15 protein-coding genes, 1 tRNA gene and 1 pseudogene are annotated in these 16,027 nt (G+C 61.2%); 11 read left to right on the top strand and 6 right to left on the bottom strand.

Annotation, left to right across the window (positions count from 1 at the left end; all coding sequences use genetic code 11):
• A pseudogene (locus tag WBP53_RS15625) lies at positions 1-234 on the top strand (haloacid dehalogenase-like hydrolase); the annotation flags it as partial.
• A 34-nt stretch (positions 235-268) separates the two neighbouring features.
• Here WBP53_RS15625 and crp read toward each other — a convergent pair.
• Positions 269-976: a cAMP-activated global transcriptional regulator CRP gene (gene crp, locus WBP53_RS15630; RefSeq protein WP_423930597.1), complete on the bottom strand. Its 708-nt coding sequence runs from the start codon at positions 974-976 to the stop codon at positions 269-271.
• 410 nt (positions 977-1,386) lie between these two features.
• Here crp and speD point away from each other — a divergent pair, with 410 nt between their 5' ends.
• The gene (gene speD, locus WBP53_RS15635) at positions 1,387-2,172 is read left to right on the top strand and encodes an adenosylmethionine decarboxylase (protein ID WP_423930599.1); all 786 of its coding nucleotides are present in this window, start codon (positions 1,387-1,389) and stop codon (positions 2,170-2,172) included.
• Positions 2,173-2,384: 212 nt separating this feature from the next.
• Here the strand turns inward: speD and coq7 are convergent, their stop codons facing one another.
• Positions 2,385-3,029: a 2-polyprenyl-3-methyl-6-methoxy-1,4-benzoquinone monooxygenase gene (gene coq7 / locus WBP53_RS15640; RefSeq protein WP_423930572.1), complete on the bottom strand. Its 645-nt coding sequence runs from the start codon at positions 3,027-3,029 to the stop codon at positions 2,385-2,387.
• On the bottom strand, positions 3,026-4,255 hold the full coding sequence (locus WBP53_RS15645) for a (Fe-S)-binding protein (RefSeq protein ID WP_423930574.1): 1,230 nt from the start codon (positions 4,253-4,255) through the stop codon (positions 3,026-3,028). Before WBP53_RS15645 ends, coq7 begins: the two co-directional genes overlap by 4 nt.
• 135 nt (positions 4,256-4,390) lie before the next feature.
• Between WBP53_RS15645 and rplM the strand changes: the two genes are divergently transcribed.
• The 7 genes from rplM (at position 4,391) to cydX (ending at position 8,561) form a co-directional block, all read left to right on the top strand.
• On the top strand, positions 4,391-4,819 hold the full coding sequence (gene rplM / locus WBP53_RS15650) for a 50S ribosomal protein L13 (protein ID WP_423930576.1): 429 nt from the start codon (positions 4,391-4,393) through the stop codon (positions 4,817-4,819).
• A gap of 21 nt (positions 4,820-4,840) precedes the next feature.
• On the top strand, positions 4,841-5,236 hold the full coding sequence (rpsI, locus tag WBP53_RS15655; protein WP_423930578.1) for a 30S ribosomal protein S9: 396 nt from the start codon (positions 4,841-4,843) through the stop codon (positions 5,234-5,236).
• A 9-nt stretch (positions 5,237-5,245) separates the two neighbouring features.
• Positions 5,246-5,320, top strand: a tRNA-Gln gene (locus WBP53_RS15660).
• 206 nt (positions 5,321-5,526) lie between these two features.
• Complete coding sequence (cydP, locus tag WBP53_RS15665) at positions 5,527-5,742, top strand: cytochrome oxidase putative small subunit CydP (protein ID WP_423930580.1); 216 nt, start codon at positions 5,527-5,529, stop codon at positions 5,740-5,742.
• Positions 5,739-7,283, top strand: coding sequence for a cytochrome ubiquinol oxidase subunit I (locus WBP53_RS15670; RefSeq protein ID WP_423930582.1), 1,545 nt, complete (start codon positions 5,739-5,741; stop codon positions 7,281-7,283). Before cydP ends, WBP53_RS15670 begins: the two co-directional genes overlap by 4 nt.
• Entirely contained in the window at positions 7,280-8,413 is a 1,134-nt protein-coding gene (gene cydB, locus WBP53_RS15675; protein ID WP_423930584.1) for a cytochrome d ubiquinol oxidase subunit II, read from the top strand. Before WBP53_RS15670 ends, cydB begins: the two co-directional genes overlap by 4 nt.
• Before the next feature lie 16 nt (positions 8,414-8,429).
• Positions 8,430-8,561: a cytochrome bd-I oxidase subunit CydX gene (cydX, locus tag WBP53_RS15680; RefSeq protein ID WP_423930585.1), complete on the top strand. Its 132-nt coding sequence runs from the start codon at positions 8,430-8,432 to the stop codon at positions 8,559-8,561.
• Positions 8,562-8,804: 243 nt separating this feature from the next.
• Here cydX and WBP53_RS15685 read toward each other — a convergent pair whose 3' ends face one another.
• Positions 8,805-9,773, bottom strand: a complete 969-nt coding sequence (locus WBP53_RS15685) for a hypothetical protein (RefSeq protein ID WP_423930587.1) — start codon at positions 9,771-9,773, stop codon at positions 8,805-8,807.
• Positions 9,774-10,568: 795 nt separating this feature from the next.
• Between WBP53_RS15685 and WBP53_RS15690 the strand changes: the two genes are divergently transcribed.
• Positions 10,569-11,195, top strand: coding sequence for a C40 family peptidase (locus WBP53_RS15690; RefSeq protein WP_423930589.1), 627 nt, complete (start codon positions 10,569-10,571; stop codon positions 11,193-11,195).
• A 38-nt stretch (positions 11,196-11,233) separates the two neighbouring features.
• On the opposite strand, the gene pepP is transcribed toward WBP53_RS15690, so the two are convergent.
• On the bottom strand, positions 11,234-12,544 hold the full coding sequence (gene pepP / locus WBP53_RS15695; RefSeq protein ID WP_423930591.1) for a Xaa-Pro aminopeptidase: 1,311 nt from the start codon (positions 12,542-12,544) through the stop codon (positions 11,234-11,236).
• Positions 12,544-13,119: a UPF0149 family protein gene (locus tag WBP53_RS15700; protein WP_423930593.1), complete on the bottom strand. Its 576-nt coding sequence runs from the start codon at positions 13,117-13,119 to the stop codon at positions 12,544-12,546. The genes pepP and WBP53_RS15700 overlap by 1 nt, the downstream gene beginning before the upstream one ends.
• Positions 13,120-13,405: 286 nt before the next feature.
• Here WBP53_RS15700 and WBP53_RS15705 point away from each other — a divergent pair.
• On the top strand, positions 13,406-16,027 hold a 2,622-nt coding region (locus WBP53_RS15705; protein ID WP_423930595.1), incomplete at its 3' end, for a ligand-binding sensor domain-containing protein.

A 16,027-nucleotide genomic window follows, 5' to 3' on the forward strand; every position in this document is an offset into this window, starting at 1 on the left:
GCCGGCAGATTTGGCATGCGCAAGCTGGTGCACAACATCGGAGCGGCCAAGCCCGTGCGGATCGCCGAGCACGGCATCGAGGAGCCTTGGGATCTGGCTTACAGCGATTCCGCGCGGGACATTCCGATGCTCAAGCGCGCACGCGAAGCGGTGCTGGTCAACGCCGACGTGCGCACGGTGCTACGCGTTCGCCGCGCGCTGGGGCGTGATGCGCGGCAGGTCAACTGGTTCTGAGCGTGTGTGTGTGGCCGCCGGCGCGGCGACAGCCTTACTGCGGTTCGGCGCGGCGACCCAGCACCACAATGGTCTTGCCGGACACGTCAATCATGCGTTGCTCCTCGAGCTGCTTGAGCACGCGCCCGACCATTTCGCGCGAGCAACCCACGATCCGGCTGATTTCCTGTCGCGAGATTCGGATCTGCGTACCCAGCGGGTGGGTCATCGCATCCGGTTCGTTGGTCAGGTCGATCAGGGTCTTGCCAACGCGACCGGTGACATCCATGAAAGCCAGGCGACTGACCTTGCGACTGGTGTGAAGCAGGCGGTTGGTCAGCTGCGAGCCAATCGCGAACAGGATCTTCGGGCATTCGTCGCGCAACGGGCCTTCAAACAGGTTGAATATGCGCTCGTAGCCGATCTCGGCCAGCTCGCAGGGCGTGCGCGTACGCACCATCACTTCGCGACGCGGCGTTTCGACAAAGAGCCCCATTTCGCCGATGAATTCACCGCGATTGAGGTAGGTCAGGATCAGCTCGCGACCTTCCTCGTCTTCCGAAGAGACCGTAAGCGACCCGTCAATGACGTAGTAAAGGATGTTCGCGGAGTCGCCAGGCCGAATGATCGCGGTCTTGTTCGGATAGCGCCGGCGATGACACATGCCGAGAAACTTCTCCATCGCTTCCCGGTCCGGGATCAGCGACGCGGGTGCCTGCACCTTGGAAACGTTCCGCTGCAGGGTGTAACGAAAATCTGCCATTTTCACGCATGCTTCTCCCATGGCGCCGGTTACAAAGCGCATAACCGACTGGAAAATTCCATCGACTGCGCCCCTGATTCGCAGCCTGACACCAATCTTATTGCAAATTGGCCTCCAGATGTCGGCAGCTCCCTTTCTGCGTTCGCGCAGGGGAGGTGAAACTTCACTCCTGGCGACGGTGGCCTCGGCCTGGGGGCTGTGCGACAAGGTGACTCCCGAGTACACGAAACGTCGTTCCGGCCAGTCTGAACAGGCCGCAAGCAGGCAGACATGAAAAAGTGATTTCCGGCTTGCGACGGGTGCCGGGATGGCAGCGGCAGCCGGGGTTTGGCTGGCGAAGGTTTATTCACTTGCCTTATTGGCCCATAATGCGCGCCGTTTCCCCGGGGTCCGGGCTGGAGAATTACACCGTGGTCAAACCCATTCCCCGTTTGCGCCTGCAGGGCTTCAACAACCTGACCAAGGCGTTGAGCTTCAACATCTACGATATCTGCTACGCGGTGTCGGAAGATCAGCGCCAGCGCTACATCGAGTACATCGATGAGGCCTATAACGCCGAGCGCCTGACTACCATCCTGACCGACGTGGCCGACATCATCGGCGCCAACATCCTCAACGTCGCACGCCAGGACTACGATCCGCAGGGCGCCAGCGTCACCATCCTGATTTCCGAGGAGCCGGTGGTCGAGAAGCTGGGCCGCGACACGATTTCAGGTGCCGTTGTCGCGCATATGGACAAGAGCCACATCACTGTCCATACCTATCCCGAGACTCATCCGCACAACGGCATTGCGACGTTCCGTGCCGACATCGACGTGGCCACCTGCGGCGTGATTTCGCCTCTCAAGGCGCTGAACTTCCTGATCGACAGCTTCGAGTCGGACATTGTCATCGCGGACTACCGCGTGCGTGGCTTCACGCGTGACGTGAAAGGCCGCAAGCACTATATGGATCACCGCATCAACTCGGTGCAGGAATACCTAGCCAAGCACATTCGTCAGAAGTACGACATGTTCGACGTGAACGTCTATCAGGAAAACATGTTCCACACGAAGATGCATATCCGCGACTTCAACCTCGATACCTACCTGTTCGAAGCGCATTCCGACGATCTGTCGTACAAGGAGCGCCAGCGCATCGGTGCCCTGCTGCGCCGCGAGATCGAAGAACTGTTCCACGGTCGCAACCTGACCTGAGGGCCGGGAGCCCGAAGGCCTGGAGTCGGGAGTAGGGCATGTAAAGGGGTCGAGGGTTCTCGACTTCTTTCCTGGGAATGGCTTCACCCGTGATGCCTTTGACCAGCCGTTCGGCTGTTGAAAGCCGCGCCGTGCCAGGGCATTGCGGCCAAAGCCGGCACCTGCGACGCAAAACAGCTTTTCCGATTCTCCTTTCCCGGTACCCCGCTCCCCTACATCCTGTAAGCCACCGCGCGCATCAGGTTGGCGGCAAGGCGCATGGCGCCCTTGACCGGGTCGGGGAGGACAACGCCGCCGGCCGCCAGTGCCTGGTCGGCGTGACGCGCTTCGTCCTGTTTCATCTGGCTGACGATTGCGCGGCTGCGCTGATCGGCTTGCGGAAGCTTGCTCAGGTGACCTTCCAGGTGTGCCTCGACCTGGCGTTCCGTTTCCACCACAAAGCCCAGGCTGAGGCGGTCACTGACCAGGCCGGCTGCCGCGCCAATGGCATAGGCGCCGCCGTACCAGAGTGGATTAAGCAGGCTGGGCCGGTCGCCCAGTTGCTGGAGGCGCTCGCCACACCAGGCCAGGTGGTCGGTTTCCTCGGCTGCCGCCTCAAGCAATTGATGGCGAATCTTCGGATCTCGCGCTACCGCGGCCTGTCCTGAATACAGTGCCTGTGCGCACACTTCGCCGACGTGATTGACGCGCATCAGCCCTGCAGCATGGCGGCGCTCCGGCTCTTCAAGGGCTTGTTCGTCGACGGCCCGGGCCGGCGATGGCCGGCTTGCGGCGGGCCGGGGATCCAGCGCCGTGCCCAGCGCGCGTTCAATTTCAACGAGGATACGATCAAATCGGGACAGCGGGCGGGGCATCATGGACGGTCGATCTCCAATTGCTGAGCGAGCAGGGTCAACGGATGCAGGATTGGAACCTTCGATCCGTCCTGGCGCAAGCCATTGCCGAGAAAGATCCGGCAACCGATGTTGGATGTCAGGACCCAATCCGGGGCCTGTGCGGCAATCTGCCCGATCTTTTCCGAGCGCAGGCGATCGGCGTGATCGGGCTGGTCGATGAAATAGCGACCGGCGGCACCGCAGCAGCCCGGCTGCCTCGGAAGCTCGAGAACTTCCAGGCCCGGCACTCGGCTGAGCAGGGCGCGAATGGGTCCGGCGCCGGATCCGACGCTGAGCTGCGTGCACGGCAGGTGCACGGCTGCGCGGCCCGGCAGTGCGCGGAAAGACAGCGTATCAATGGCGGCGTGGCTGGCCAGAAAGCCGAGCATGTCGGCGATTTCCATTCCGGAATCCCGCAAGCCGTGATCACGCAAGCTTCCAAGGCAGCCGGAGGCGCTCACCAGTACGGTCGGGGCACCACAGGCTTGCATGGCCCTGGTCGTGGATTGCGCCGTGGCAAGGGCTGCCTCGGTATCACCCGCGTGCAAGGCAAGCGCCCCGCAGCAGACAGCGTCTTTCGGCATGACCACCTCGTGGCCAAGCGCTTCGAGCAGCACGCGGGCGGCGGCCAGCGTGTCGCGATCGAAAGTCCTGGCCACGCAGCCCGGAAACAGGGCAACCGGTGCACGTTCTGCATCATGCTTCCTGGGCGCGGCCGCTCGCTGCAGTGGCGAGGGTGCCATGGGTGTTTCGGCCGCGAGGCGCCGCAGAGTCGATCCCGCCGGAAGCAGTCTGGATAGTCCGGGCAACCAGCGGTGGGCCGACAAGGCGGCACTGACCACTCCAAGCCGACCCAGGATTCCGGGACGGCCGAGCCAGCGTGGTCCGCTGCCGGGGCCCCGCCGCAACGGGGCGAGCAACGCGCGGGTCTGAATCAGGATGTCATCGTAGCGAACCTGCGACGGGCAGACCGACTGGCAGGAGAGGCAGCCCAGGCAGCGATCAAGATGGGCCATGGAGGCCTCGGAAGCAGGTAATTGACCACTCGCGAGCTGTCGGGCAAGAGCGATGCGGCCGCGCGGGGACTCGGCTTCGTGCTGGTCCAGGTGGTAGGTGGGGCAGTGCGGAAGGCACAGGCCGCACATGACGCACTGGTCGGCCAAGGCCTCAATTGAACTGCCAGTTGTCCCATGGGTCGTATCGGCCATGGCTTGATGCTATCATTCACGGCTCGCTGCGCCAGCACCACTTTATGCGCACGGACTTGCGTGGCACGTGAGGATCCTATATTCTCCCGCGCCTTTCGCCGCATCCAGCCCTTTTCCGGGCAACAAGGTTTTGATATGAAGACGATCAGCGCCAAGCCAGAAAGCGTAAAGCGCGACTGGTACCTAGTCGACGCAACCAACAAGACGCTTGGCCGCTTGTCGACCGAGCTTGCTCGCCGCCTCAAGGGCAAGCACAAGCCTATCTTCACGACCCACGTCGACACCGGCGATTTCCTCGTCGTCGTCAATGCGGAGAAGATTGCTGTCACCGGCAACAAGCTGAATGACAAGAACTACCACCGCTTCACTGGCCACATCGGCAACCTGAAGACGACCTCGTTGAAGGACATGCTCGCTTCCCATCCGGAGCGCGTCATCGAGATCGCGGTCAAGGGCATGCTGCCGAAGAACCCGCTGGGCCGCGCGATGTATCGCAAGCTCAAGGTCTACGCCGGCCCGAACCACCCGCATACCGCCCAGCAGCCCCAAGTGCTGGATATCTAATTCCATCAGGCATCAATAGTCATGGCAGCGATTCAGCAGAACTACGGCACTGGCCGACGCAAGTCCTCCGCAGCACGCGTTTACCTGCGCAAGGGCAGCGGCGCCATCACCGTCAACGGCAAGGCCCTTGATGAATTCTTCGGCCGCGAGACTGCACGCATGATTGTGCGTCAGCCGCTGCAGCTCGTCGAGGCAACCGAGAAGTTCGACATTCTCGTCAGCGTCACCGGCGGTGGCACCACGGGACAGGCCGGCGCAATTCGCCTCGGTATTGCCCGCGCCCTGGTCGAGTACGACGAGAACTTGAAGTCGCCACTGCGCCGGGCCGGTTTCATGACGCGTGACGCACGCGAGGTCGAGCGCAAGAAGATCGGTCTGCACAAGGCACGTCGCGCGACCCAGTACTCGAAGCGCTAATCAGCCAATAGCCCCGTCGCCAAGCGGTAAGGCATCTGCCTCTGACGCAGACATTCGGTGGTTCGAATCCATCCGGGGCTGCCATTTCAGGTCAAGGGAACCGACCGTTAACCGGTGCAGGACTCGACGCAGTCCACCCCGGATGCCACGGACCAGGCACAACAGCAATTGACCCCGCCCAGTGCGGGGTTTTTTGTGCCTGCTCTGACAAGAAGCTGTGGCACCGCGTCGCGGAAATCGGCGGCAGTACGGCGATAGACGCTAGACTGTCGTCCGAGGTGCACCCCCTGATGCCGGATGTTCGTGAAGACAGTTCACTCTCCTGGTTCCGCGGACGCGGCGGGAGACGCTTTGGCCTGGAGTTCGCCCTGATCATCGTGATCAAGTTGGCTCTCCTGACCCTGCTCTGGGCATTCGTGATCCGGCCGTTGCCACGGGCGGATACTTCACCTACCGCGATCGAGCGGCACTTTTCAGCCCCCTCTTCGACGGAGTCTTCGCGATGATCGACCACACCGTAGTGGACCTCTCGCGTCTGCAATTCGCGCTTACCGCGATGTACCACTTCCTGTTCGTGCCATTGACCCTGGGCCTGGTGTTCATGCTCGCGATCATGGAGTCGGTCTACGTGATGACCGGACGCGAGATCTGGAAACGCATGACCCAGTTCTGGGGCATTCTTTTCGGCATCAACTTCGCGATGGGCGTGGCCACCGGGGTGACCCTCGAATTCCAGTTCGGTACCAACTGGGCCTACTACTCGCACTACGTGGGCGATGTGTTCGGCACGCCACTGGCCATCGAAGGCATGATGGCGTTCTTCCTCGAGGCGACCTTCGTCGGCCTGTTCTTCTTCGGTTGGGACAGGCTCAGCCGCATCAAGCACCTGATGGTGACCTGGCTACTCGCATTCGGGACCAGCATGTCGGCGCTGTGGATTCTTGCTGCCAACGCATGGATGCAGCATCCGGTCGGTGCCGAATTCAATATCGACACGATGCGCATGGAGGTGACCTCGTTCAGTGCGCTGATCCTGAGTCCGGTCGCCCAATCCAAATTCGTGCACACGGTCAGCGCGGGCTATGTGCTGGGCGCGATGTTCGTGCTCTCGATCAGTGCCTGGTACCTGCTCAAGGGGCGCAATATCGAATTCGCGAAACGTTCGATGACGGTCGCTGCCAGCTTCGGCCTGGCCGCAGCCCTGAGCGTGGTCGTGCTCGGCGACGAATCCGGCTACACGGTCTCGGAAAACCAGAAGATGAAGCTGGCCTCGATCGAGGCGATGTGGAACACCGAGCCGGCACCGGCTTCATTCACCCTGTTCGGCATTCCCGATCTGGAAGAGCGCAAGACGCACTATGCAATTCATATCCCATGGGTCATGGGCTTGATTGGCACGCGTTCGCTGGATGGCGTGTTGCCAGGTATCAACCAACTCGTCGATGAGGCGCGCGGAAAGATCGAGAACGGGCGCATCGCCTATGCAGCCATGCAGAAACTCCGGGCCAACCGCGATGATGCCGAAGCGCGGGCCCTGTTCGAAAAACACAAGGACGATCTTGGTCACGCCCTGTTGCTGGTGCGCCTTGATGTTGATCCGGCTACCGCGACAGCGACTGATGTGCAGAATGCGGCGAACAGCACGATTCCGAATGTGCCGGTACTGTTCTGGTCATTCCGGATCATGGTTGCCTGCGGCTTCTATTTCATCGCCCTGTTCGCCTACTCATTCTGGCTTGCTTCCAAACGCCAGCTCGACAAGAACCGATGGTACCTGCGCATGGCGTTGTGGAGCCTGCCTCTGCCCTGGGTCGCTGCCGAACTCGGCTGGATAGTCGCCGAACACGGACGCCAGCCCTGGGCCATCGAAGGCATCCTTCCGACCGCGCTGGGAGTTTCGTCCGTATCAGCCACACACGTCTGGGCCAGCCTGATCGGTTTCGTGATCTTCTACACCGCCCTGGCAGTAGTAGATGCGTTCCTCATGGTCCGATATGTCCGCAAGGGTCCCGATGGACTAGGCATGTGGCCGGAGCAAAAGCCGTGATCGACTACGAAACCCTGCGCATCGTCTGGTGGCTGCTGATCGGCATCCTGCTGGCCGGGTTTGCCGTCATGGATGGATTCGATCTGGGCATCGCCGCACTGATTCGCGTATTGGCCCGCGACGATGGCGAGCGCCGCGCCCTGCTCGAGACGATCGAACCCACCTGGGAGGGCAACCAGGTCTGGCTGATTCTCGGTGCTGGTGCCGTATTCGCGGCGTGGCCATTGCTCTACGCCGCCGCGTTCTCGGGCTTCTATTTCGCGATGATGCTCGTGCTTTTCGCATTGATCCTTCGCCCGGTCGGATTCAGCTTTCGCAACAAGGTGGCCGATCCCCGCTGGCGTAACATCTGGGATTGGCTGCTGACCGTCTCCGGCCTCGTGCCTACGCTGATCTTCGGCATCGCCATTGGCAACCTGTTCCTGGGCGTGCCGTTTAGCTTCGACGACAGCATGCGCATGACCTACAACGGTGGCCTGGTCGGCTTGCTGCGCCCGTTCCCGCTGCTGGTGGGGCTAGTATCCCTGAGCATGCTCCTGATGCACGGCTGCGCCTGGACCGCGGTGAAGTCGGAAGATCCAATCGCCAGCCGCGCCGAACGGATGATGGGCTGGCTGTCGTGGCTGTTTGTCGGGCTGTATGTGACAGCGGGAATCTGCCTGGCCGTGGCTATCGACGCCTATTCGATAACCAGCAGGGTCATGGGCGACACGCCATCCAACCCGTTGCTGAAGTTGGTGGCCGTCGGCTCCAACTGGCTTGCAGACGGCGCCCTTGGCGGCTGGGCCTGCGGCATCGCCTGTGTCGCGATTCTGATGGCGCTGGCGGCCCCTGTTCTGGCCCGGCGCAAGCGTCATCGCACGGCGTTTCTGGCAAGCTCGATCATGGTGATCAGTACCCTGTTCTCTGCGGGTTTCGCCCTTTTCCCGTTCCTGATGCCGTCGAGCCTTGATCCGCGTAGCAGCCTGACGATCTGGGATGCTTCGTCCAGCAAGTACACGCTGGGGTTGATGCTAGTCGCCGTGGTCATCTTCATGCCACTGGTAATCGCCTACACGACATGGGTCTACCGCGTGCTGCGCGGGCGCATCAACTTGCAGCATGTCCGTGACACCCATTCACTGTACTGATTGAAGGAGCTTACGCATGTGGTATTTCAGCTGGATACTCGGCGTTGGCCTGGCCTGCAGCTTTGCCATCCTCAACGCGATGTGGTTTGAGTTGAACGCCGACGAAACTGCAAAGAAGAAGGCTGACGACGAGCTGCCGCCGCACTAGCAGCCAGATGCGCCTTCTCATGACGTGCAGCAGGCCCTTCTCGGGCGATACTTCCTTTGCATGATGCAAGAAAACATCGTCCCTCAAGTGCCTCCTGGGAAAAGATCGAATCCGACGCCCCCGCCTGGATTGGTTGCTCTTGCGTAGCCGGCACCCGCTAGCGAGAATTGCCCGGCTCAACGGCGGACCAGCGACGATCGCGCCACTTGGTCATTCAGGCCACTCCGAATCCGCTGCTGCGTCCTATTGTCCAGCCTCCTCGATGCCTCCGAGGGTGCCTCCCACGACGAGCTCGTACGCGCCGCAATCTTGCAGCAGGCTGCCAACGACCACCTGGTAGGTTCCCGGGCCCGGCATTCGGACGATTCCCGAACCGGATCCAGCGTCGATGCACGGCCCCGACGGACCACTACCCATGGGGCAGGCGAAAATGCTCATGTATGGCGATGCAGAGGACAGTTGGGCCCACCGCCAGTTGGCACTGGGCACAGTGATTGAATGTATGGCGGTTGGCCCGCCCAGGCGCGTGCTCCCCGACGCAATCACGGGCAACTCGAAGCTCCCTCCGCACGTACTTCCGGTAATGACAAGGGGGATCGTAGAAAGGTCGCCTGCATTGGGGGCAACACTTCCAATCAGATCACTCTCGAATCCATTCCAGAACAGCTGGGGATCACTGACCGAAATCTCCGAGAACGTGAACGGCTGCGTTCCGATTGTCGCGAACAGCGATTCGGATACTCCGCTCAAGCCCAGACTGACACGATCAATACCTCTCCAGCGATCGTTGTCCAGGTCGTCCAGTGACAGAGTCGGTGCCCCCGAAACATCGTCGCCAAGCCAGGCCTGGATCTGACCGGCAGACCCGGCCCCCAAGTGCACTTCGAGCGTGATACGCAATGGAAAATCCGAGAATGACACTGGTACGACGGCGCCACACTCACCTTGCGGAACAGCGGCCTGGTGGCAGGCTCCGTATATGGCGATCCTCGGAATCCCGCCTGCCCCGTAGGTCAGAAAAATCTCGAACAGACTCGCCTTGTAGGGACCTTCCGCCGGCACATCGCTGGCAACCCCGGTAGCCAGCGTTGCCACTTGACCTGCAGTCAATGAACTCAGATGAGGATCCACGATAAAGCTCATTCGCAATGGAAGCTGCGGCGATGCGCGGCGGTAGTGCACCGTCGCCGCGCTGGGGCGGGCTTCACTCACACTTGATTCGAGGTAGCAATCACCAGTGCCATCGACCCAAGTTGCGCTACCGTAAGTCGCCCACGTCTCGACGAACGGGGCTTTGACACAAGATTCGGCTGCGGTTGGAAACGAGAGCGCCGCCACAAGAACGAGCGCTGCCTTCAATGTGGATACATTCATGTGAGACCTCAACGTCCTGTTGGATGCAAGCCGACAAACATTGACTCTATGTATATAACTGCTCGATTGAGCAGAAATTATGCTCCCCCAAGTCGTGCCCAACAAGCCGCCCGGCTGAACTGGCTGTTGGCATCAAAGATGGTCGATGCACGTGCCGATTGACGCGCCAGCATGCAGCCAGATCCCTTGCCGACGGTTGATCGATTCCCGGATCGGAAATGAAACGCCACCTGGAGCCAAGTGAGGAATGCGTTGGCGAGCGTTGCTGCCCTGGCCTCGGCGTTCAGGTAGTCAACCTGCCACATGTCCCCGACACGCAGTCAGTCGATTGACCAAAGGAGGCTGCATGGGATGCTTCAGCCCGATACCTGGCATTCGCCACGCCCGAGGCTTCACCATCCTCAAGGCGATGCCGTTCGAATCGAGCGCGACCGCGAGTTCGAAAAAAGACCGACGACGAGGCATCGCCGTACGTGGCTGCCCTCCATTTGGGCCGTTCACGCCCTCAACTTCCCCTGCAGCACAATACTAACGAGTACTGAACATTCGGCGGCCGGCGCTCTGGTACTTTCGCGCCCTTGGGGACGCTCCGAATCATGTGGGGCCCTTTGCGATCAAGCCGAGAGCACACCGATGCGAATCCATCACCTGAACAAGGTTGCTGCACTGCTGGCCGTCATGGCCATGCTCGCAGTGATGCCCGCGATGGCCGTCGAACAAGGTGCCACGCCGGTCTGGATCACGGCTACGGGAATAGATAGGCTCGATCCGGCGGCTGACACGAGCAACCTCGTCCCGAGCCCGTTGCAGGCAGAGCAGGGCAAGGCTAGCCCGCGGGGCTTTTCGCCGGGACAGCTACTGACCGCCCTGGCCAACCAGTTCATGGATATCCGCTACCAGCGTGGCGGTCGCAAGCCTTCAACCGGGTTCGATTGCAGCGGATTTGTCCGCTATGTGTTCAAGCTCGGTGTCGGAGTGGAGTTGCCGAATACTTCCGCCATGCAATACAAGTCTGGAACGGAAGTTGCGCGGAATGATCTGCGTAGCGGCGATCTCGTGTTTTTCCGTACGCGCGGCAAGCGCATTTCACACGTCGGCATCTACCTCGAAGACGGTCGCTTCATCCACGCGCCTTCGAGTGGCAAGCGGGTCAGCGTAAGCAGTCTGTCCGAGCCCTACTGGTCACGTCGCTACGCCGGTGGCAGACGTCCGCAGGTACTCGCGGGTCACGAAATGATGGCGACTCCGAACCAGTCCTGAAACGCTGACGCTCAAGTGTGGATGGCCGCTGACGCGAGTCAGCGCGCAGCCATCAGCGCTTCGATCTCGTCGGCATCCTTGGGCACGCCTGAAGAAATCACTTCCGGTTCGTCATTGCTGACGATGACATCGTCCTCGATGCGGATACCGATGCCGCGCCAGCGCGCCGGCACGCCCTTCATGTCGGGCCCGATATAGATGCCGGGCTCGACCGTCACCACCATGCCTGTTTCGAGTACGCGAAATTCTCCATCCACGCGGTAGTCACCGACATCGTGCACGTCCAGCCCGAGCCAGTGGCCGGTCTTGTGCATGTAGAATTTCCGATACGTGTGTTCCTCAAGATTCGACTTCAGGCTGCCCTTGAGCAGGCCGAGTTCGATGAGTCCCTTGGTCAGGGTTCGCACGGCAGCTTCGTGATAGGCATCGAATGGCCGGCCCGGACGCACCTCGTCGATGGCTGCGATTTGCGCCGCCAGCACCAGGTCGTAAAGCGCTCGTTGCTCTGGCGTATAGCGTCCGTTGACCGGAAATGTGCGCGTGATATCGGAGGCATAGCAGGAAAATTCGGCACCGGCATCAATCAGCAGCAGGTCGCCATCACGCAGTATCGAGTTGTTGGCGCGGTAGTGCAGCACGCAGCCATTGGCGCCACCGCCGACGATGGGCTCGTAGCTTGGTACGGCACCGTGCTTGCGAAACGTATGCAGCAGCTCGGCCTCGACTTCGTGCTCGTTCATGCCAGGGCGCGTTGCGCGCATAGCGCGGACATGTGCCTCTGCCGCGATCTGCGCAGACTTGCGCATCAGGCGAAGCTCCGCATGTGACTTGTACAGGCGCAAGTCATGCAGCAGATGTGACAGGGCCACGAACTCGTGCGGAGGCCTTGCACCCTGGCGAATCAGTGAACGCACGCGGTTGACCCAGCCCATGAGGACAAGATCAAAATCGCTGTCCCGCCCGAAATGGTAGTAGACGCGAGAGCGGCCTTCGATGAGTCCCGGCAGGATGTCGTCAATGTCTTCGATCGGAAACGCATCGTCCATTCCGAACTGGGCGACTGCGCCCTCCTGCCCCGCACGGTACCCATCCCACTGTTCGCGCGTGGGATCGCGTTCTCGACAGAACAGGATGGTCTCACCCTGTTTGCGGCCGGGCACGAGGGCCAGCACGGAGTCGGGTTCGCCGAAGCCGGTCAGGTAGTGGAAATCACTGTCCTGCCTGTACGGGTAATGGGCGTCGTTGTTGCGAAGTTGCTCGGGTGCCGAAGGTACGATGACGATCGCGTCGCGACCGGCCATTCGCATCAGCTGTCGTCGGCGTCGCGAAAATTCCCTGCCGTCGATCATCAGTGCAGGCGTCGACTGGTGGCGGCGCCATTGCCAGCCCGGACGGGCGCGGGGGCAAGTTCGCCATGTAGAAGAAGTACGCCGACCCGCACGAATTCCAGCACCTCGATCAGGGCGGTTTCGTCTTCATCGTCATCGCCATAGTCGAAACTCGAAGCAGCGATCGTGCTGAAGTCCTGCACGATTTCACGCGCGTCTTCCGATAGCTCATTCGACGACTGTTTGCCGCTGGCAAGGCCGACGCCACCCAGAAATCCTCGACACCATTCGACCAGCGCCTCGGCTCGTTCGGACAATGCCACGTCATCTCCTGGCAGCAGGGGTTCGAAGCCCAGTTCGCTGTCGTCCAGCTGCTCGCGACAGTGCCGGAAGAGCAAGGGAAATGCATCGTCGATCAACTCGCCCGAGTAGCCGGCATCCAGTTCGAGAGCACTGGGCCATGCTTCGGCGGTGGTTTTTCCGCCGGCACAGAGATAGCCGGTAAGGGATCCATGAAGGTCGCTGGCGCTGACCCCGGCGCGGAGCCTGACCAGGGTGTCGGCCAGATCACGGTGGCTGATTCTTGAGGCAGTCATCTTCAACGCAAGCGGTGGAGGCAGCCAATTCTAGCTCGTAAACACATGACGGTGGCAGGCACCCCGCGCCATTGCGTCTGGAATCACGGGCTTGCCGCATGCGCCGGCCAAAGGCGTTCGCGCGAAAAATTCGAGGCTCGCATGCCGAATGCGTGCGTTGTCGAGCCAAGCGTGGCGACCATCCGCCTGTCATGGCGCGGCACTCGTGGCACGATCGAGCCTGATTGCCTACACTGGATGCCGGGCGCACATGCGCCGCTTGAACTCGGGAGCATGTGATCGCGTCATGAGTCAAACCCTGCCCGCGCCTGGTCGTCACAGCCTCTGGCGCAATCCTGCGCGATGGTTACTCACGACTGTGCTGTTGCTTGGCAGTTTCAGCACCAGCGCGCTGGAGCGCGAGTTCTACTTCGACCGCATCGACAACGAGAGCGGCCTGCTGCAGAACTCGATTCGTTCCTTGTTGCAAACCGATGACGGCAGGATCTGGATCGGGACCCAGGGTGGCCTGCACAAGTTCGATGGCTATCGATTCAAGATCTACGAGCACGATGCCGATGATCCGGCGAGTCTGCCCGATAGCGCCGTCACCGCGCTGGCAGATGGCGAGGGCAACCAGATCTGGGTCGGCACATCAGCCAATGGCGTAGCCCGACTGGACCCGGTGTCCGGCAAGTTCGAACCATTTACATTGCCGCTGGATGCCACGGCACGCAATGCCCGGGACGCGATCACGGATCTGCGCTTTGATGGCGGACGCGGGCTCTGGGTTGGCAGTCGTGGTGGACTGGGCCTGCTTGATCCGAAAACGCGCGAGCGCAAACCCTTCACCGCAAGGGATTCCGAAGATTCCATCGGCGTCGTGAAGAGTTTGCTGCTGAACGCCGACAGAACCATGTGGGCAGCGACCAGCAGCGGTTTGTGGCGAGTGGTGCGTGGTTCGAATTTTGCCGAGCGTGTAGCCGCGGATTCGCTGGAGCAGGCATCCAGCGTGTTCGAAGGAGAGGACCACACGCTTTACGTTGGCAACGCCACGGGACTGCACCGCATAGACCCGGCCATCGGCAAGTCCACCCTGGTCTGGTCGAGTGGAGGACAGGGCCCGGTTAATGCCATTGTCGAAGATTCCACCGGCCAGCTCTGGCTGGCAGTCGGCGGCCAGGGCCTGTTGATCTTCGACAGGCATCAGGACACCACGCGCTGGGTTCGCCCCGACAGCGACGTGCGCGGCAACCTTCCGCAAGCTGCCATCACCTTGCTGATGGTGGATCGCTCCGGTCTTCTCTGGGTGGGCACCGATGCCGCTGGCCTGAGCAAGCTGGATCCGGCCGGTGCAGCATTCACCTACATCGCTGATCGCGATCGCGATCGCGAACTCAGCGTCACGAACAACATCCGCTCCATTCTCGAGGATCGCGCAGGAGCCATCTGGCTCGGCACCGATGGCGACGGACTCAAGCGCTTTGACCGGGCTACATCCGAGTTCACGCATTTCGACGCTGTCATTGCCGAAGCATTCGAAGTGACGTATCCCTCGGTCTTGCAGATAGAGTCGCTGGCCGAGGATGCAGACGGCCTGATCTGGTTCGCCTCCAATCTTGGTATCGGTTCGATTGATCCTGCCAGTGGAGAGGTGCGCGCGCTTGAACCGAGTCCGATGGAAATCGCCGATGGGCGAGAGCTTCAGCGCCGGGTATTGATCATCACCCGCGACGGGCGCATCTGGTATGCAGGCCGCAGCGTCGGCGTCGTTCGCTACGATCCGGCAACTGGCGAATGGCGGAACTGGAAGCATCACGAGGACGAACCCAACAGTCTTACGCACGATCATATCCTCAGCTTGTACGAGGACACCTCGGGCCGGGTGTGGGCAGGGTCGGCGGATGGCCTGAACCTGATTGATCCGGATAGCGATGATGTGCGCACCTTCCGTCACGAGGGAGGCAATCCGACTTCGCTGTCCAGTGGGGTTGTCCGTGCGATCCATGAAAGTGCAGACGGCGGAATGTGGATTGGCACGCACGGCGGCCTGAACCATCTGGCCAGCGTGGATGACGGCCCGGCACGCTTCGAACGCGTGCTGAAACGTGATGGTCTGCCCGATGCAACGATCTACGGCATTCTCGAGGATGTGATGGGCCGCCTCTGGTTGAGCACGAATCGCGGCATCGTCTCGTTCAACCCGCTTTCGCGCGCGATTCATCAGTTCTCGGTCAAGGATGGACTGCAGGGGCAGGAATTCAATGGCGCAGCGTACGCAACACTAGGCAGCGGCGAGCTGGCATTCGGCGGCATCAACGGGCTCAATCTGGTCAAGCCTGGCGCCGTGGTCGGGAGCCGCTTCCTGGCACCGGTGATCTTCAGTGATATCCGGATCGGGGAAGAAAAACCCGTCGTTGTGGTGCCGGGCAAGGCCATCGAGATGGATCAGGCCAACCGCGTCGTGCATTTTGCTTTTGCGGCACTCGACTACACGGCGCCGGAACGCAATCGCTTTCGCTACAAGCTTGAGGGCTTCGATGAGAATTGGGTCGAGGCGGGTACACGTCACGAAGCCACGTATACCAACCTCGATCCCGGGCAATATCGATTCAAGGTCCAGGCCAGCAACCATGATGGTTACTGGAATCAAGCTGGTGCTGAAATAAACCTGATAGTCAGGCCGCAGTGGTGGAACAGCCCGAACATGCTGCTGGGCTATGCCTTTCTCGCGATACTGGCCTTGCTTGGCCTGGCGCTGGCCATTCGCCGCAAACGCGAAGAGCAACGCCGGCATGCACGCGAGCTGCGAGATCGCGAGGCAAGACTTCGACTGGCGCTGTGGGGTTCCAGCGATGAGTTCTGGGAGCTGAACATGGACAGCGGCGTGCTGACCCGGCTCAGTGCAGCGCCGACGCCTGCACGGCAG

Source organism: Dokdonella sp., assembly GCF_049593775.1.
GTDB lineage: Bacteria > Pseudomonadota > Gammaproteobacteria > Xanthomonadales > Rhodanobacteraceae > Dokdonella.